Here is a 17,871-nt window from a genome sequence, read left to right on the forward strand (position 1 = left end):
CGCCGCCCGGGTTACGGCCCCGGCACGGGGTGCTCAGCGCGCCCCGCGCCGGGCCGTGAGCCCCGGGGCCCCGGCGCCGTCAACGTCCGTGCACCTGCGGCTCGTTGCCCGGGGGCAGGGTGCCGCCGGTCAGCTCCCGCAGGGTCTTGCCCGCGGTCCAGCCGCCGTCCACGGCGATCTCGGAGCCCGTCATGTACGAGGCCGCGTCCGACAGCAGGAAGGCGACCGCGGCGGCGATCTCCTCCGGCTCCCCGGCGCGGCCCATCGCGGTGCCCGGGTAGTTGCCCTCGCCCCGCTCCAGCCCGGTGACCGCCGTCATCGGCGTGTAGACCATGCCGGGGTGCACGCTGTTGACCCGGATCCGGGACTCCGAAAGCTCCATCGCGCCGATCTTCGTCAGCCCCCGCACGCCCCACTTCGAGGCACCGTACGGGCCGGTCAGCGGCAGCGCGGTGAGCCCGGCGGCGGAGGAGATGTTGACGATCGAGCCGCCGCCCGCGGCGCGCAGCAGCGGGATCGCCTTCTGCATACCGATGAAGACACCGGTCAGGTTGATGTCGAGGACCTTGCGGAAGTGGGCCACCGACTCGTGCTCCAGCAGCGAGGCGGCCGACACCCCCGCGTTGTTCACCACTCCCGTCAACTGCCCGAACTCCGCGACGGCGTGCTCCAGCACCGTCTGCCAGTCGTCCTCGCTGGTGACGTCGTGGTGGTGGAACCGCGCGGCGGAGCCCAGCGCCTCGGCGGTCTCCCGGCCCTCGTGCTCCAGGACGTCGGTGACGACGACGCTGCCGCCGCCCGCCACCACCTCCCGCGCGGCGGCGGCGCCCAGCCCGCGCGCGCCTCCCGTGACGACGACGACTTTGCCCTGCAGGTCGGCAGCCATGCTGTCTCTCCTCGTTCAACCGCTGCCGCGATCACGCGGCGCTTGCGCGCACCCGGGTCACCGCGGTGCGCCGTCCCCGATGCATATGACTAATCGGCATACGCATCAGAGCACCGCGCCCGCACGCCGTCAACGACCGCTCTGTGAGCCGCGGGTAATCCGCCGTCACGCCTGCGCAACGGCGGGGCAACGCCGTACGCGCAGACTCGCTCCACGGCGGTGCCGCCCCTTCCGCGGCCCCCGCACACCGGTCTTCTACCGCACGGCGCAGCCCATGTCTCTGATCACCGCACAGTCCCGCTCCCGGCTCACCCGGCCCGCGCTCGTGTGCGTCGCGCACGGCTCGCGCGACCCGGCGGCCGAGCGCGCGGCACGGGCCCTGCTGGCCCGGGTACGGCGGCTGCGGCCCGGGCTGCGCACCGCGCTCGGCCACGTCGAACTCACCGCGCCCTCCCTCCCCGAGGCGCTCGCCGCGCTCCCCGCGGGGACGCCCGCCGTGGTCGTGCCGCTGCTCTTCACCCGCGGCCACCACGTCAAGCACGACCTCCCGCACGCCGTCGCCCGGGCGGCCCCGCACACCCGCGCCACCCTGGCCGCCCCGCTCGGCCCGCACCCCCTGCTCGCCGAGGCCCTGGCCGACCGCCTGGCCCGGGCCCTCCCCGGCGGCCTCGCCGGAGGGCACCCGGCCGCCGCGCTCCGCGCCGCCGGCTGCACCGCCGTCGTCCTCGCCGCCGCCGGCTCCCGCGACCCGGACGCGACGGCCGGCACCCGACGGATCGCCCGCGACCTGTCGGCGCGGCTGGACGGGCTGCTGGTGGTCCCGGCGTACGCCTCGGCCGCGCGCCCCACCGTCGACGAGGCGGTGCGCGGTCTCCGGGCGCGCGGGCACCGGAGCATCGCCACCGCCTCCTGCTTCGCCGCGCCTGGCCGCTTCGCGACCCAGGCCGCCCACGCGGCCCCGGGCCCGGTGGCCCCGCCCCTCGGCCCGCACCCGTCCCTCGCCCGCCTCGTCCTGCACCGCTACGACGAGGCGGTACGCGGCGCGGGGACGGAACGCCGGACGGTCCCCGTGGCGCCCGGCGCGTGACGTCCGGCGGCCGGGAAGCGCCCCTCGCCGGCCCCGAGCGTGGGCCAAGGCCGCCGCGCGCGGTTACGGTCGGCACATGCACGGCATGGACGAGACCGACGTCTCCGGCGGAGCCTCCGGCCCCTGCTACGCGCCCGCCGACATCGAACGCTGGGCGCCGGAGCCGGACAAACGCCCCGGGCGCACCGCCTTCCAGCGCGACCGCGCCCGCGTCCTGCACTCCGCCGCGCTGCGCCGCCTCGCGGGCAAGACGCAGGTCGTCGCGCCCGGATCGAGCGCGCAGGCGTGGGACGCCAGCCCCCGCACCCGGCTCACCCACTCCCTGGAGTGCGCCCAGGTCGGGCGCGAACTGGGCGCCTCCCTCGGCTGCGACCCGGACCTCGTCGAGGTCGCCTGCCTGGCGCACGACCTGGGCCACCCGCCGTTCGGCCACAACGGCGAGGACGCGCTGCGCGAGATCGCCGCGCCCTGCGGCGGCTTCGAGGGCAACGCCCAGTCGCTCCGGCTGCTCTCCCGTCTCGAACCCAAGCGCTTCGCCGACCCGTTCACCACCGGAGCCGGCCACACCTCCCGCACCACAACAGCCCGCAGCGCCCACGAGGCCGAGCACACCGCGCCCGACGCCGGCCCCCCGGTCTCGGTCGGCCTCAACCTCACCCGCGCCGCACTCGACGCGGCCACCAAGTACCCCTGGACGCGCGGCGGTCACCCCACCGACCCGTCCTCGGCCAAGTTCGGCGTGTACGAGGACGACCTGCCGGTCTTCGCCTGGTTCCGGCGCGGCGCGCCCGGCCACCGCACCTGCTTCGAGGCCCAGGTCATGGACTGGGCCGACGACGTCGCCTACTCCGTGCACGACGTCGAGGACGGCCTGCACGCCGGCCACCTCGACCCCAACCTGCTGCTCGCCGAACCGGAACGGCGCGATGTGTTCGCCGTCGCCGCGGCCCGCTACGCGCCGGGCGCCGAGGACGGCGAACTGGCCGCCGCGCTCGACCGGTTGCTCGCCCAGGAGTGGTGGCCGCACGGCTACGACGGCTCGGCCCTCGCGCAGGCCCGGCTCAAGGACGCCACCAGCCAGCTGATCGGCCGCTTCTGCCTCGCCGCCGAGGGCGCGACCCGCGCCGCGTACGGCTCGGGCCGGCTCACGCGCTACGCCGCCGAGCTCATCGTGCCGCACGGCGTACGCCTGGAGTGCGCCGTCCTCAAGGCCGTCGCCGACCTGTACGTGATGCAGCGGCCCGACCTGGAGCGGCTCCGCGCCGAACAGCGCGTCGTCCTCGCCGAGCTGGCCGAGGCGCTGACGGCCCGCGCCCCCGACGGCCTCGACCCGCAGTTCCGCGCCCTGTACGCCGAGGCGGGTGACGACGCGGCCCGGCTGCGCGTGATCGTCGATCAGATCGCGTCACTCACCGACACCTCGGCGCGCACGCTGCACGGGCGATTGACGGGCGTACGGTGACACACCCGGCTCCCGCCGCCGCACCGGTCCGGGGCTCGCCGACGGTCCCCCCTTCCCGTGCCCCGGGCGATGCGGGACGCTCGCTCCTGGACGTTTTCTGCCGGGGGGACAGCGAGGAGGCAACAAGTGGTCGACGCACACCGGACGTTCGTCATCGTCGGCGGAGGACTGGCCGGGGCGAAAGCCGCCGAGACCCTGCGGGAAGAGGGTTTCACCGGCCGCGTCATCCTCATCGGGGACGAACGTGACCACCCCTACGAGCGCCCCCCGCTCTCCAAGGGGTACCTGACCGGCGACGACGAACGCGACAGCGTCTTCGTGCACGAACCCGCCTGGTACGCGGGCGCGGACGTCGAACTCCACCTCGGCCAGCCCGCCGTCCACCTCGACCGGGCCGCCAAGTGCGTCGTCCTCGGCGACGGCACCCGCGTCCACTACGACCGGCTGCTGCTGGCCACCGGCGCCGAGCCCCGCCGCCTCGACATCCCCGGCACCGGCCTCGCCGGGGTGCACCACCTGCGCCGGCTCGCGCACGCCGACCGGCTGCGCGGACGGCTGGCCGCCCTCGGCCAGGAGAACGGCCACCTCGTCATCGCGGGCGCCGGCTGGATCGGCCTGGAGGTCGCCGCGGCCGCGCGCGGGTACGGTGCCGAGGTCACCGTCGTCGAGCCCTCGGCCACCCCGCTGCACGCCGTCCTCGGGCCCGAGCTCGGCGGGCTCTTCGCCGACCTGCACCGCGAGCACGGCGTCCGCTTCCACTTCGGCGCCCGGCTGACCGGGATCACCGGCCAGGACGGCATCGTCCAGGCCGTCCGCACCGACGACGGCGAGGAGCACCCGGCGCACGACGTCCTGGCCGCCATCGGCGCCGCGCCCCGCACCGCGCTCGCCGAGGCCGCCGGGCTCGCGCTGGCCGAGGGCCGCGGCGGCGGCATCGCCGTCGACGCCGCGCTGCGCACCTCCGACCCGGACATCTACGCCGCCGGTGACGTGGCCGCCGTGCGCTACCCCTTCGCCGGTGAGCTGCCGTCGGGCGAGGCCCCGCGGTTCACGGGCGACGGCCTGCCCGAGGGGCGGCTGCGCGTGGAGCACTGGGCGAACGCGCTGAACAGCGGCCCCGCGGCGGCCCGCGCCATGCTCGGCGACGAGGTGCGCTACGACCGGGTGCCCTACTTCTTCTCGGACCAGTACGACGTCGGCATGGAGTTCTCCGGGTACGCGCCGCCCGGCGTCTACGACCAGGTCGTGTGCCGGGGCGACGTGAGCAAGCGGGAGTTCGTCGCGTTCTGGCTGCGGGACAACAAGGTGCTGGCCGGCATGAACGTCAACGTCTGGGACGTCACGGAGGCCGTGCAGCGGCTGATCACCTCCGGCGTCACCGTCGACCCGCACGGCCTCGCCGACCCGGCCGTCCCGCTGGAGCGGCTGGCCGAAGGCGACTCCCGGGGCTGATTGACCGCCGCCGGATGGGGCACCCGGGGTGAACGGTCCGGCGCTGCCGTGCCCACGATGGGCACGGCAGCCCAGGCGGCCGGTCCCATCCGGGCAACAGCGGCGGAAGGCAGTGAGCAGCATGGCGAAGCAGACCGTGGCCGAACAGTTCGTCGACACCCTCGTCCGCTCCGGGGTGCGACGGCTGTACGGGGTCGTCGGGGACAGCCTCAACCCGGTCGTGGACGCCATCCGCCGCACCTCGGCGATCGACTGGATCCAGGTGCGCCACGAGGAGACGGCGGCCTTCGCGGCCGGGGCCGAGGCCCAGGTCACCGGGCGTCTGGCGGCCTGCGCCGGATCGTGCGGCCCCGGCAACCTGCACCTGATCAACGGCCTGTTCGACGCGCACCGTTCGATGGCCCCGGTGCTCGCGCTGGCCTCGCACATCCCCAGCAGCGAGATCGGCACCGGCTTCTTCCAGGAGACCCACCCCGACCGGCTGTTTCGCGAGTGCAGCTACTACAGCGAGCTCATCTCCACCCGGAACCAGCTCCCGCGCGTCCTCCAGACCGCCATCCAGCACGCCGTCGGACGCCAGGGCGTCAGCGTCGTCACCCTCCCCGGCGACATCGCGGCCGAGGAGGCGCCCGAGCGCCCCGAGGAGCACGCGATCGTCACCGGCCGCCCCACCGCGCGCCCCGGCGACGAGGACATCGACGCGCTGGCCCGCCTGATCGACGAGGCGGGCACCGTCACCCTCTTCTGCGGCAGCGGGACGGCGGGGGCGCACGAGGAGGTGATGCAGCTCGCGGAGCGGGTGAAGTCCCCGGTCGGGCACGCGCTGCGGGGCAAGGAGTGGATCCAGTACGACAACCCCTTCGACGTCGGCATGAGCGGACTCCTCGGCTACGGCGCCGCGTACGAGGCCACCCACGAGTGCGATCTGCTGCTCCTGCTCGGCACGGACTTCCCGTACAACGCGTTCCTGCCGAAGAACGTGAAGATCGCCCAGGTCGACGTCCGTCCCGAGCACCTGGGCCGCCGCACCACCCTCGACCTGGCCGTCTGGGGCGACGTGCGGGAGACGCTGCGCTGCCTCGTCCCGAGGGTGCGGGAGAAGAACAACCGGAAGTTCCTCGACCGGATGCTGAAGAAGCACGCGGACGCGCTGGAGGGCGTCGTCGGCGCGTACACCCGCAAGGTCGAGAAGCACACCCCGATCCACCCCGAGTACGTCGCCTCCCTGCTCGACGAGGAGGCGGACGAGGACGCCGTCTTCTCCGTCGACACCGGCATGTGCAACGTCTGGGCCGCCCGCTACCTCACGCCCAACGGCCGCCGCCGCGTCATCGGCTCCTTCACCCACGGCTCGATGGCCAACGCGCTGCCGCAGGCCATCGGCGCGCAGTTCACCGACCCGGGGCGGCAGGTCGTCTCCATGTCGGGGGACGGCGGGTTCTCGATGCTGATGGGCGACTTCCTCACCCTCGTCCAGTACGACCTGCCGGTGAAGGTCGTCCTGTTCAACAACTCCTCGCTCGGCATGGTCGAGCTGGAGATGATGGTCGACGGCATGCCCTCGTACGGCACCGGCTACCCGGAGCAGGACTACGCCGCCATCGCCCGCGCCGCCGGGGCGCACGGCGTCCGCGTCGAGAAGCCGAAGCAGCTGCGCGGGGCGCTGCGCGAGGTGCTCCGGCACAAGGGGCCCGCGCTGCTCGACGTCGTCACCGACCCGAACGCGCTCTCCCTCCCGCCGAAGATCACCCGCGAGCAGGTGAGCGGCTTCGCGCTGTCCGCGGGCCGGACGGTGCTGGAGGGCGGCGTCGGACGGATGGTGCAGATGGCACGCTCCAACCTGCGCAACATCCCCCGCCCGTGATCACCGGCCCGGGCGCCCGGTGACCCGGGGGAGGGGCCGGGGGCGCTCACGGGTGCGCCGTACACTTCCTACGTGGCTGGAAGGATCAACGACGAGGACGTGAAGGCGGTCAGGGACGCGGTCCCGATCGACGCCGTCGTCTCCGAATACCTCCAGCTGCGCAACGCGGGCGGCGGCCAGCTCAAGGGCCTCTGCCCCTTCCACGACGAGAAGTCCCCCTCCTTCCACGTCAGTCCGAGCAAGGGCCTCTACCACTGCTTCGGCTGCCAGGAGGGCGGGGACACCCTCGACTTCATCCGCAAGGTCGACCACCTCTCCTTCTCCGAGGCCGTCGAGCGGCTCGCCGCGCAGGCCGGCATCACGCTCCGGTACGAGGAGGGCGGGTACGGCCGCGCCAGCCAGCAGGGCGAGCGGACGCGTCTCGTCGAGGCGCACAAGATCGCCCAGAAGTTCTACGCCGAGCAGCTCGACAGCCCCGAGGCCGAGCCCGGCCGCCGGTTCCTCGCCGAGCGCGGCTTCGAGCAGAGCGCCGCGCAGCACTTCGGCATGGGCTACTCCCCGGCGGGCTGGGACCACCTGGTGCGCTTCCTGCGGGGCAAGGGCTTCACCGACAAGGAAATGATCACCTCGGGCCTGGCCCAGGAGGCCAGGAACGGCCGCCCCATCGACCGCTTCCGCGGCCGCCTGATGTGGCCCATCCGCGACATCACCGGCGAGGTCGTCGGCTTCGGCGCCCGCAAGCTCCGCGAGGACGACAACGGCCCGAAGTACCTCAACACCCCCGAGACGCCCATCTACCACAAGTCCCAGGTGCTGTACGGGATCGATCTCGCGAAGAAGGACATCGCCAAGGCCAACCGCGCGGTCGTCGTCGAGGGCTACACCGACGTGATGGCCTGCCACCTGGCCGGTGTCACCACCGCCATCGCGACCTCCGGCACCTCCTTCGGCGAGGGGCACATCAAGATCCTCCGGCGCCTGCTGATGGACAACGCGCAGTCCGAGGTGGTCTTCACCTTCGACGGCGACGAGGCGGGCAAGAAGGCCGCGCTGCGCGCCTTCGAGGACGACCAGAAGTTCGCCGCGCGCACCTCCATCGCCATCACCCCCGGCGGCATGGACCCCTGCGACCTGCGGCTCGCGCAGGGCGACGACGCCGTCGCGCGGCTCGTCGACAGCCGCGCGCCGCTGTTCGAGTTCGCGATCCAGTCCATCGTCGGGCAGTACAACCTGGACACGGCCGAGGGCCGCTCCGCCGCGCTGGAACAGGCCGCGCCCGTCGTCGCCCGGATCAAGGACGCCTCGATCCAGCACGAGTACGCGGTCCGGCTGGCCGGTCTGCTCGGCATCCTCGACACCCAGTTCGTCGTCAAACGCGTTGCCCAGCTGGCCCGTTGGGCGCGCGAGCGCGGTACGCGCCCCGGCGCGGGCCAGTCCGCGCCCGCGCGCGAGCAGCGCCCCGGCGGCCCTGCGGCCGCCGCCCCCGGCCGCACCCAGGGCGCCGCGCCCGCACCGTACGGGCCCCCGCTGAACCTGCGCAGCCCCGCGCACCGCGTGGAGCGGGAGCTGCTGAAGCTCGCGCTCCAGCGCCCCGAACTGGTCGCCCCCGCCTTCGACGCGTACGGCGCCGACGAGTTCACGGCACCGCCGTACGCGCTGGTCCGCGAGACCATCGAGGCGGCCGGCGGGGTCACCGCCGCCGAGGGCGACGGCGGCTATCTGACGCGGGTCCGCGAGGCGGCCCCGGACGACACGGTCCGCACCCTCGTCACCGAACTCGCCGTCGAGCCCCTGCGGATGGCCCGCGGCCGGGCGCCGGACGAGACGTACGCGGGGAACCAGCTCGTCGCCGTCCGGCTGGCCGCCGTGAAGGCCCGGCTCACGGACATGGAGGGCTCGGCCAGGCGGCTGGAGGCCCAGCGGGACTACGAGAGCTCGGCCACCGTCCGCCGCCAGATCTGGACGCTTGAGCAGTACGGCCGTGCCCTGCGCGAACGCGGCGCCGACGCGCTCTGAGGCGTCCGCGCCCTCCGCGTCGGCGCGTAGCGGTGCGTGAGCGCCGGGTCACGCTCCCGCGCAAAAACTGGGCGCACGACTCTCGTGGTGGGCGTGTGCCGTACTCCACACTGGTGGGCGGTGCCCGAGTCCTCGTCAGCGGGGCGGCGTCGGCCGGCGACGGCCGCATTCCCCCGTGGTTCCCCGCACACACGGCCGGACGGCACGCGGCAGGGCCGCGTCCCGCCCCCGTCTCGCGCGTCGTCGCCCACGAACCGGCAGCGATCACCCTGGAGGTCGCCCCCGTGCAGACCCGGACCCTGACCAGCGCGGCGCCCGAGGCGCCTGCCCCGGCCGCCGCCGTGGACACGGCACCGCTCCCCGCCGCCCCCGCCCCGGCCGAGGAAACCCGCGGCCTCGTACGGGACTTCGTCCCCGTACAGCCCGGCCCCCCGGAGGCCGAACGCACCACCACCGGCCCGGCGACGGACGGCGCGGGGGAGGGGGCGCACGCGCGCCCCCGGGAGGACGCCCCCGAGGCCGCCCCGCACGAGAAGCCGCCGCGCCCCGAGCCCGCCGGCACCGGCGCCTCCGCCGACCTGTTCCGGCAGTACCTGCGCGAGATCGGCCGGATACCGCTGCTCTCGGCCGCCGAGGAGGTGGAGCTGGCCCGCCGCGTCGAGGCGGGACTCTTCGCCGAGGAGAAGCTGCGGCGCGAACCCGGCACGGACAGCGCGCTCGCCCACGACCTCGACCGGCTCACCGTCCAGGGCCGGATGGCCAAGCGCCGCCTCATCGAGGCCAACCTGCGGCTGGTCGTCTCCGTGGCCAAGCGCTACATCGGCCGCGGCCTGACCATGCTCGACCTGGTGCAGGAGGGCAACCTCGGACTCATCCGCGCCGTCGAGAAGTTCGACTACGCGCGCGGCTACAAGTTCTCGACGTACGCGACCTGGTGGATCCGGCAGGCCATGTCCCGGGCGCTGGCCGACCAGGCCCGCACCATCCGGGTCCCGGTGCACGTCGTCGAGCTGATCAACCGCGTCGTCCGGGTCCAGCGCCGGCTGCTCCAGGAGCGCGGGCACGAGCCCAGCGCCGAGGAGGTCGCCGAGCGTCTCGACCTGACCGAGGCCCGGGTCACCGAGGTCCTCCGCCTCGCCCAGGAACCGGTCTCGCTCCAGACCCCCGTCGGCGAGGAGGACGACGTCGACTTCGGCGACCTCATCGAGGACGGCGACGCGCCCTCACCCGTCGAGTCCGCGTCCTTCCTGCTGCTGCGCGAACACCTGGACGCCGTGCTCTCCACCCTCGGCGAGCGCGAACGCAAGGTCGTCCAGCTGCGGTACGGGCTCGTCGACGGCCGCGCCCGCACCCTGGAGGAGATCGGCAGGCTGTTCGGCGTCACGCGGGAGCGAATACGCCAGATCGAGTCCAAGACCCTCGACAAGCTCCGCGACCACGCCTTCGCCGACCAGCTCCGCGGCTACCTCGACTGACCCGCTCCGCGAGGACTACCCGAGGGCGCCCGGGTGGGTCTCCTCGCGGACGGTCACGAACTGCTGCCGCACGGCCTGGCCGACCGCCGACTCCTCGCCCGCGTCGAAGAGTTGGCACGCGGCGGCGGGCCACTGCGGCGGCATGCCGCCGCCCGCCAGCGCCCAGGCCGCCTGCCGGGCCGCGCCCAGCGCCGTGTAGTCGGCCGGCTGCGGCACCACGACCTGCGCCCCGAACAGCCCGGGCGCCGCCGCCTGCACGGCGGGCAGCCCCGCCGCCTGACCGAGCAGGAACACCCGCCGCACCTGCACGCCCCGGACGCGCAGCACGTCCAGCGCGTCCGCCAGCCCGCACAGCATGCCCTCCACCGCGGCCCGCGCCAGGTGCTCGGGCTTCATGCTCTCGCGGCGCATCCCGTGCAGGGATCCGGCGGTGTGCGGCAGCGCCGGCACCTGCTCGCCCTCCAGGTACGGCAGCAGCACCATCCCGTGCGCGCCGGGGGAGGAGTGCAGCGCCAGCTCGGACAGCCCGTCGAGGTCCGTACCGAGCAGCTCGGCCGTGCCCCGCAGCACGCGGGTCGCGTTCAGCGTCCGCACGGCGGGCAGGTACATGCCGGTGGCGTCGGCGTACGAGGTGAGCGATCCGGCCTGGTCGGCGAGGGGTTCGTGGTGCACGGCGAAGACGGAGCCGGAGGCGCCGAGGGAGATCACGGCGTCCCCGATGCCGACGCCGAGACCGAAGGCGGCGGCCATCGTCTCGCCCGTACCGGCCGAGATCAGCAGGCCCTCGGGCGTCCGCCCCGCCGGTTCGGCCGGGCCGAGCACGTCCGGGAGGCCGACGCCGTGGCCGAGGGCCAGCTCGACGAGGTCGGGGCGGTAGGACTCGGTGAGCGGCGACCAGAAGCCGGTGCCGGAGGCGTCGCCCCGGTCGGTCGTGCGCCGCTCGGGGCGGCCCAGCAACTGCCAGACCAGCCAGTCGTGCGGCTGCATGACCTCGGTGATCCGGGCCGCCTGCTCCGGCTCGTTACGGGCCAGCCAGCGCAGCTTCGACACCGGGTGCGCGCCCTGCGGCACGGCGCCCACCGCCTGTGCCCACGCCTCGCGCCCGCCCAGCGCGTCCACCAGGCCTGCGGCGGCGGGCTGCACCCGCCGGTCGTTGCCCAGCAGCGCGGGGCGCACCGGCGTACCCGTCCCGTCGAGCGCGATCAGGCCCTGCTGCTGCGCGGACACTCCGATCGCGCGGACGTCCGAGAGCGTGCCGCCGCCCGCCGCCTTGCCGAGCGAGGCCAGCCAGGACTGCGGGTCGTCGCGCTCGCCGGGGTGTTCCGCGTGCCCCTGTTTGATGACCGCGCCCGTCTCCTCGTCGCAGACGACGATGCGCGTGTACTCGGCTGAACTGTCCAGACCGGCGACTATCCCCATGGCCGGAATGATGCCTTACGCGCGGTCGGTGCCGAAGGGGAGGTAGGCCCTCACCCGTCCGGAACACGGGGGCGTCCGGCGGCGCCGGCCGACGGGCGTGCGCCCTCTGCCCGAATCCCGCGCCGCGGCCTAGCGTGGAACCCGTGCCTCTCTCCGAGCAAGTGCCGAACCCGCTGCGGCAGTGCACCCCGGACGAGCTCCGCTCCCGCACCAGCGCCAAGTGGCGCGGCTACCCGCCCGACGTGCTGCCCCTCTGGGTGGCCGAGATGGACGTCCACCTCGCCGCACCCGTCGCCGAGGCCCTGCACACCGCGATCGGCCGCGGCGACACCGGCTACGCGACCGGCACCGGCTACGCGGAGGCGCTGGCGCCGTTCGCGCGGGAGCGCTGGGGCTGGCGGGTGCGCCCCGCGCACACGGCCGTGGTGGCGGACATCATGCGCGGCGCCGTCGAACTGCTGGACCTCGTCACGGAACCCGGCGACACGGTGGTCGTCAACTCGCCCGCCTACACGCCCTTTTACCGTTTCGTCTCCCGCGCGGGACGCCACGTCACCGAGGCCCCGCTCACCCCGGACCACCGCATCGACCCCGAAGCCCTCGCCCGCGCCTTCCGCGCCGCCGAGCGCGGCAGGACGCCCACCGGGCGTACCGCCTACCTGCTGTGCAGCCCGCACAACCCGACCGGCACCGTGCACACCCGGGACGAGCTGACGGCGGTCGCCGGCCTCGCCCGGACGTACGGCGTCCGCGTCGTCTCCGACGAGATCCACGCGCCGCTCGCGCTGCCCGGCACCCCGCACACGCCCTACCTCTCGCTCCCGGGGACGGAGGACGCCTTCGCGCTGCTGTCCGCGTCCAAGGCGTGGAACCTGGCCGGGCTCAAGGCGGCCCTCGCGGTGGCGGGCAGCGCGGCCGCCGCCGACCTGGAGCGGCTGCCGCCCGAGGTCAGTCACGGGCCCAGCCACCTCGGGGTCCTCTCGCACGCCGCCGCCTTCCGGCACGGCGGCCCCTGGCTGGACGCGCTGCTCGCCGGTCTCGACGAGAACCGCGCCCTGCTCGCCGAGCTGCTCGCCCGGCACCTGCCGCCGGTACGCCACGGCCCCCACGAGGGCACCTACCTCGCCTGGCTCGACTGCCGCGGACTCGGGCTCGGCGACGACCCGGCGGCCGCGTTCCTGGAGCGCGGCCGCGTCGCCCTCGTCCCCGGTGCGGGCTTCGGCAGCGGAGGGGCCGGGCACGTGCGGCTGAACCTGGCGACGTCACCCGAGGTGCTGGAGGAGGCCGTCCGCAGAATGGCGTCCGCCGTGGGGTGAGCCGGGCTGGGTCGGCGTGAGGGGACCGGCCGGCCGCCGGTCCCCTCGCCCCCCCGTTGTGCCGTGCGGTGCCTCAGCCCCGCTTGCTGGAGAGGCCCTGGTAGGTCGTCGGGTCACCGGCGGGACGCAGGGTGCCGATGCCCGAGGTGGCCTGGGCGACGGTGTCCGTCCCGACCGACCAGACCTCCTGCTTGTCGGTGGCCTTCAGGACCCGCTTGCCGTGCACCGCGTCGTCGTCGTAGCTGTGCACGCCGACGGTCAGGTCGTAGGGCTGGCCCTTGTCGTGGAATCCGGCCCAGACCCACACGTAGCCGTAGTTCTCGTTGCACTCCTTGGAGTAGAACTGCTTGACCGAGGCCAGCGTCTCGCCGTTCCGCTGGATCAGGCCGCGGCTGCCGACCTCACGGGCGTCCGCGCAGACACCGGCCGCCTTCGCGGTCCTGCTGAGCGGGTTGCCCTCCGGGGACGGCCTGGTGTCGGCCGCCTTTCCGGACGAGGCGGGAGCGGCGGCCGCCGTGGCGGCGCCGGCCGGGACGAGCAGAGCGGCGGTGGCGGCCGCCACCAGGACCTTCCTGTACCGAGTCGTACGCATAAGATTTCCCCCTTCATATGCACTTCTCTGTACTTTTCCGTGTGAACCGCGCCATCGGAGGCATGTGCCCCATGCGACGCACACCCGGTGAGACCCGCCTCCCCGTCCGAGGGTTGTACGTCCCTCCCGCACGATTTTCCCAATGCGCCGTCAGAACTCCTTCACCTGCGGCGACTTGACGTTCCGTACGCGCAAGTCACCTGTGTGCGGGCCGAGTTCGAGGGTGGCGGGCGCACCCCGACGCGGGGGCGGGAGGGGCGGTCTCCCGGGAGTGAGCGGGGAGTTGCGGAGAGTCACCAGAGGGTCCGGTGATCTGTGCCACTTCCGCCCGGGGTGCCAGACGTGCTACTTTTACTGGAGTTGCAGTTTTGGCATCAGTGAAGTTTTGCTGCCCACGAACGATGTGTGCGCCTGAAGGCATCTGTCTTCAGGCGTTTTTGTTTTTCCGGTCTCTCCGGGTGGGGTCATAGCGGCGACAACGGAATCCGTGAAGTGCGGATACCGGTGAACAGCCCCAGTCAAAAAGGGAGACAAATCATGGCTACTGGCACCGTGAAGTGGTTCAACTCGGAAAAGGGCTTCGGCTTCATCGAGCAGGAGGGTGGCGGCGCCGACGTCTTCGCCCACTACTCGAACATCAACGCCCAGGGCTTCCGTGAGCTCCAGGAAGGCCAGAAGGTCGAGTTCGACGTCACGCAGGGCCAGAAGGGCCCGCAGGCGGAGAACATCTCCATCATCGGCTGACCGCGGACGCGGCACCCGGTCGGGGTCCGTCCCTCGCTCCCGTGCGAGGGACGGGCCCCGACCTGTGCGTACAGAGAGTGACGGTCCGGGCCGTTCCGCACGGGCCCGCAACCCTCTCCCCCCGTCCCCGCGCAATTCCGCGCGCGGACCCGTCGGCTCGTCTGCGAATTTCACCGGCCGTCAGGCCACGGAATCTTCCCCGGCACGCGCCGCACCGCCCGAGGAGGCATCCCGTATGAACCGCGACGACCGATCCGCCGGCAGGCGCAGGGCCCGCGCCCCGCAGCAGCGCGGCCGCTCCCAGGGCTCCGCGCCCCGCAAGGCGCCGCCGCCCAAGGCCGACTTCGCACTGCCCGTCGGCACCACCCCGGGCCTGCCGCCCGTCGAGACCTTCGCCGGACTGGACCTGCCCGAGCAGATCCAGGAACGGCTCACCGGCCTCGGCGTCACCGAGCCCTTCCCCATCCAGGCCGCCACCCTGCCCAACGCGCTCGCGGGCCGGGACGTCCTGGGCCGCGGCCGCACCGGCTCCGGCAAGACCCTCGCCTTCGGCCTCTCCCTGCTCGCCCGCACGGCCGGCCGCCGCGCGGAGCCCGGGCGGCCGCTGGCCCTCGTCCTGGTGCCCACCCGCGAGCTGGCGCAGCAGGTCACCGACGCGCTCACGCCGTACGCGCGCGCCGTGCGGCTGCGGATCACCACCGTGGTCGGCGGCGTCTCCATCGGGAAGCAGTCGCGGGCCCTGCGGGACGGCGCCGAGGTCGTCATCGCCACCCCGGGCCGGCTGCGGGACCTGATCGAGCGGGACGACTGCCGGCTGGACCAGATCGCGGTCACCGTCCTCGACGAGGCCGACCAGATGGCCGACATGGGCTTCATGCCGCAGGTCACGGCGCTGCTCCAGCAGGTGCCGGCGGACGGACAGCGGATGCTCTTCTCGGCCACCCTCGACCGGAACGTCGACCGGCTGGTGCGCCGCTTCCTCACCGACCCCGTCGTGCACTCCGTCGACCCGTCGGCCGGTGCGGTCTCGACGATGGAGCACCACGTCCTGCACGTCACGGACGAGGACAAGAAGACCGTCACCACGCGGATCGCGGCGCGCAGCGGCCGGGTCATCATGTTCCTCGACACCAAGCGCTCGGTGGACCGGCTGACGCGCAGCCTGCTGGCGAACGGGGTGCGCGCGGGCGCGCTGCACGGCGGCAAGTCGCAGAACCAGCGCAACCGGACCCTGGCGCAGTTCAAGAACGACCAGGTCACCGTCCTCGTCGCCACCAACGTGGCGGCGCGCGGCATCCACATCGACAGCCTCGACCTCGTCGTCAACGTGGACCCGCCCGGCGACCACAAGGACTACCTGCACCGCGGCGGCCGCACCGCGCGCGCCGGTGCCTCCGGCACGGTCGTCACCCTGGTCACCGCGGCCCAGCGCCGCGACATGACCCGGCTGATGGCGGACGCCGAGATCGCGCCGCAGATCACCGCCGTACGCCCCGAGGACGCGGAGCTCAGCCGCATCACGGGCGCCCGCGAGCCCTCCGGCGTCCCGGTGACGATCACCGAACCGGAAGCCGAGAAGAGCCCCGAGCGGGCGAAGGGGGCCTCCCGCAAGGGCGGTTCCGGCGCGGGCCGCGGTCCGCGCAAGGGCGGCTCGGGCTCCGGCGGTCCGTCCGCCGGTGACGGTTCCGGCGAGGGCGCCAAGCGGGGCGGACGCGGCGGCCGGGGACGTGGCCGCAGGCCGGGCGCCGCGGCGCGGGCCGCCGTGGCGAAGCCCGGCGCCTCGCGGGCGAACCAGCGCCAGGGGCAGGGCCAGAGCCAGGGGCAGCGACAGGGCCAGGCGTCCGGCGGCCAGGGCTCGGGGCAGGGCCAGCGGCGGGTGCGCCGGGCGGGCTGAGTCCGCGCCCGGTCCGTACGGGGCGAAGGTCCCGTCCCGTGCGGGCCCGTCTGCCCTGGCGGGGTGGTCCGAACCGGACCAGCCTGGGAGCCGAGGAGGTTTCCCCATGGCGGACACCAGCAACAGCGTCCAGCCCCCGGTGGTCGTCGGCGCCGACGGCTCGCAGTCGGGGCTCGAGGCGGTCGAGGCCGCGGCACGGGTGGCGCACAGCCGCCGCTGCCGCCTGCACGTCGTGCACGCGTTCACCTGGCCCCTGATGCACGTCCCGCTGGGGCCCTCGGCGGTCGGTCCCTCCGAGGGCGGGCTGCAGAACCTCGCCGAGCAGACGGTCTCCGAGGCCGTCGCCCGGGCGCGGGAGACCGAGCCGGACGTGCTCGTCACGGACGAGATCGTCACCGGCGAACCGCTGACCGTGCTGGCCGGACAGTCCGAGCACGCCGAACTCGTGGTCGTCGGCAGCCGCGGCCTGGGCGGCTTCACCGGCCTGCTCCTCGGCTCCGTCGCCGTCCACCTCTCGGCGCACGGCCACTGCCCGGTGCTCGTCGTCCGGGGCAGACAGGAGCCGACGGGCCCCGTGCTGCTGGGCGTCGACGGCTCGCCCGACGGTTCGGCGGCCGTGGGCTTCGCCTTCGCCGAGGCGTCCCACCGCGGTGTGGACCTCGTCGCGCTGCACACCTGGAACGACTGGACCGGACCCGTCTCCTCCGGGCCGGGCGACATGATGCCCCTGGTGTACGACACCGACATGCTCAGGGACGAGGAGGAGCGCGTCCTCGCCCAGGCCGTCGCGGGCTGGCACGAGCTGTATCCGGACGTCACGGTGCACCGCCGCCTCGAACGCTCCTTCACCAGGACCGCGTTGATCGACGGCAGCGAGGAGGCCCAGCTCGTGGTCCTCGGCGCGCGCGGGCGGGGCGGCTTCACCGGCCTGCTGCTCGGCTCCGTCAGCCAGGCGCTGCTGCACCACGCCCACTGCCCCGTCGCCGTCGTCCGCGGCTCCCTCTCGAAGGTCCCGGCGACGGCGGGCGGCGGACGCTAGGCCCGTACGCGAACGGCCGGGACGGTGCGCGTTTTCGGCGCACCGTCCCGGCCGTGCCTTCGCGGGTCACATGCGGCGTATCCAGGCGGCCGCGCCGTGGCCGATGGCCAGGTAGACGCCCGCGGGGAGCGCGTAGTTGAACAGGACGCGGATGCTCTCGGTCTCCATCACGAAGATGTCCTGCGACCATCCGGCGAGCCAGTCGGCCACGCCCTGGACGAAGGAGACGAAGACGTTCGCCTGGTTCGCGTCCAGCAGGTACAGCAGGATCCACAGCCCGAGGAAGCCGGCGGCGATGTCGGCGACGGTGTGCACGACCAGCGCGGTGCGGTCCTGGCCCCGGCCGTCGCCGCGCCGCGAGGGCCGGTCGTAGGGCGCGGGGGGCTCGTACGGCGCGGGCTGGTCGTAGCCGTAGCCGGGGGGCTGGTGGTCGTAAGCGGAGGGGCCGGGCCTGGGCGGCTCGTAGGGGTTACTCACGGGGGTCTCAATCCGGCGCGTGCGCGCCTCGGTGACGGGGGACGGTCACGCCGCGGCGGAAACAGGGCGCATCCACCCCTGTGGGGACATCCGGTGCGGCCGGCGGGCGCTTCAGGGGCACGCCCGCTGCCCTCTCAGCGCCCCGGCG

General features: G+C 74.2%; 14 protein-coding genes. 10 read left to right on the top strand and 4 right to left on the bottom strand.

Annotation, left to right across the window (positions count from 1 at the left end; translation table 11 throughout):
* Positions 1-79: 79 nt before the first annotated feature.
* Positions 80-886, bottom strand: coding sequence for a glucose 1-dehydrogenase (locus HCC30_RS18400; RefSeq protein WP_169443683.1), 807 nt, complete (start codon positions 884-886; stop codon positions 80-82).
* Positions 887-1,160: 274 nt separating this feature from the next.
* On the opposite strand from HCC30_RS18400, the gene HCC30_RS18405 reads away from it, so the two are divergent.
* From HCC30_RS18405 to HCC30_RS18430, 6 genes are all read left to right on the top strand, one after another.
* Entirely contained in the window at positions 1,161-1,973 is an 813-nt protein-coding gene (locus tag HCC30_RS18405; RefSeq protein WP_169443684.1) for a CbiX/SirB N-terminal domain-containing protein, read from the top strand.
* Between the two features lie 85 nt (positions 1,974-2,058).
* Positions 2,059-3,435 carry a deoxyguanosinetriphosphate triphosphohydrolase gene (locus tag HCC30_RS18410; RefSeq protein ID WP_240979708.1) on the top strand — a complete coding sequence of 459 codons (1,377 nt, stop codon included), beginning with the start codon at positions 2,059-2,061 and terminating at the stop codon, positions 3,433-3,435.
* A 126-nt stretch (positions 3,436-3,561) separates the two neighbouring features.
* Complete coding sequence (locus tag HCC30_RS18415; RefSeq protein WP_169443686.1) at positions 3,562-4,887, top strand: FAD-dependent oxidoreductase; 1,326 nt, start codon at positions 3,562-3,564, stop codon at positions 4,885-4,887.
* Positions 4,888-5,008: 121 nt separating this feature from the next.
* The gene (locus HCC30_RS18420; RefSeq protein ID WP_169443687.1) at positions 5,009-6,751 is read left to right on the top strand and encodes a pyruvate dehydrogenase; all 1,743 of its coding nucleotides are present in this window, start codon (positions 5,009-5,011) and stop codon (positions 6,749-6,751) included.
* 72 nt (positions 6,752-6,823) lie between these two features.
* The gene (gene dnaG / locus HCC30_RS18425) at positions 6,824-8,767 is read left to right on the top strand and encodes a DNA primase (protein ID WP_169443688.1); all 1,944 of its coding nucleotides are present in this window, start codon (positions 6,824-6,826) and stop codon (positions 8,765-8,767) included.
* 263 nt (positions 8,768-9,030) lie between these two features.
* The gene (locus HCC30_RS18430) at positions 9,031-10,242 is read left to right on the top strand and encodes an RNA polymerase sigma factor (protein ID WP_346776691.1); all 1,212 of its coding nucleotides are present in this window, start codon (positions 9,031-9,033) and stop codon (positions 10,240-10,242) included.
* Between the two features lie 15 nt (positions 10,243-10,257).
* On the opposite strand, the gene HCC30_RS18435 is transcribed toward HCC30_RS18430, so the two are convergent.
* A complete protein-coding gene (locus HCC30_RS18435; protein WP_169443689.1) occupies positions 10,258-11,661 on the bottom strand; it encodes an FGGY family carbohydrate kinase in 1,404 nt (467 codons plus the stop codon).
* Positions 11,662-11,804: 143 nt separating this feature from the next.
* On the opposite strand from HCC30_RS18435, the gene HCC30_RS18440 reads away from it, so the two are divergent.
* Complete coding sequence (locus HCC30_RS18440; protein WP_346776681.1) at positions 11,805-12,977, top strand: aminotransferase class I/II-fold pyridoxal phosphate-dependent enzyme; 1,173 nt, start codon at positions 11,805-11,807, stop codon at positions 12,975-12,977.
* Positions 12,978-13,050: 73 nt separating this feature from the next.
* Here HCC30_RS18440 and HCC30_RS18445 read toward each other — a convergent pair whose 3' ends face one another.
* A complete protein-coding gene (locus HCC30_RS18445; protein WP_169443690.1) occupies positions 13,051-13,569 on the bottom strand; it encodes a hypothetical protein in 519 nt (172 codons plus the stop codon).
* Positions 13,570-14,106: 537 nt separating this feature from the next.
* Between HCC30_RS18445 and HCC30_RS18450 the strand changes: the two genes are divergently transcribed.
* The 3 genes from HCC30_RS18450 to HCC30_RS18460 all read left to right on the top strand — a co-directional run bounded on the left by HCC30_RS18450 (position 14,107) and on the right by HCC30_RS18460 (position 17,246).
* The gene (locus tag HCC30_RS18450; protein ID WP_169443691.1) at positions 14,107-14,313 is read left to right on the top strand and encodes a cold-shock protein; all 207 of its coding nucleotides are present in this window, start codon (positions 14,107-14,109) and stop codon (positions 14,311-14,313) included.
* Between the two features lie 235 nt (positions 14,314-14,548).
* Positions 14,549-16,207, top strand: a complete 1,659-nt coding sequence (locus HCC30_RS18455; RefSeq protein WP_169443692.1) for a DEAD/DEAH box helicase — start codon at positions 14,549-14,551, stop codon at positions 16,205-16,207.
* A 106-nt stretch (positions 16,208-16,313) separates the two neighbouring features.
* The gene (locus HCC30_RS18460) at positions 16,314-17,246 is read left to right on the top strand and encodes a universal stress protein (RefSeq protein WP_169443693.1); all 933 of its coding nucleotides are present in this window, start codon (positions 16,314-16,316) and stop codon (positions 17,244-17,246) included.
* 66 nt (positions 17,247-17,312) lie between these two features.
* Here HCC30_RS18460 and HCC30_RS29215 read toward each other — a convergent pair whose 3' ends face one another.
* Positions 17,313-17,723, bottom strand: a complete 411-nt coding sequence (locus HCC30_RS29215; RefSeq protein ID WP_346776682.1) for a hypothetical protein — start codon at positions 17,721-17,723, stop codon at positions 17,313-17,315.
* Positions 17,724-17,871: the final 148 nt, after the last annotated feature.

The organism is Streptomyces sp. HNM0574 (assembly GCF_012726235.1).
Classification (GTDB): Bacteria; Actinomycetota; Actinomycetes; order Streptomycetales; family Streptomycetaceae; genus Streptomyces.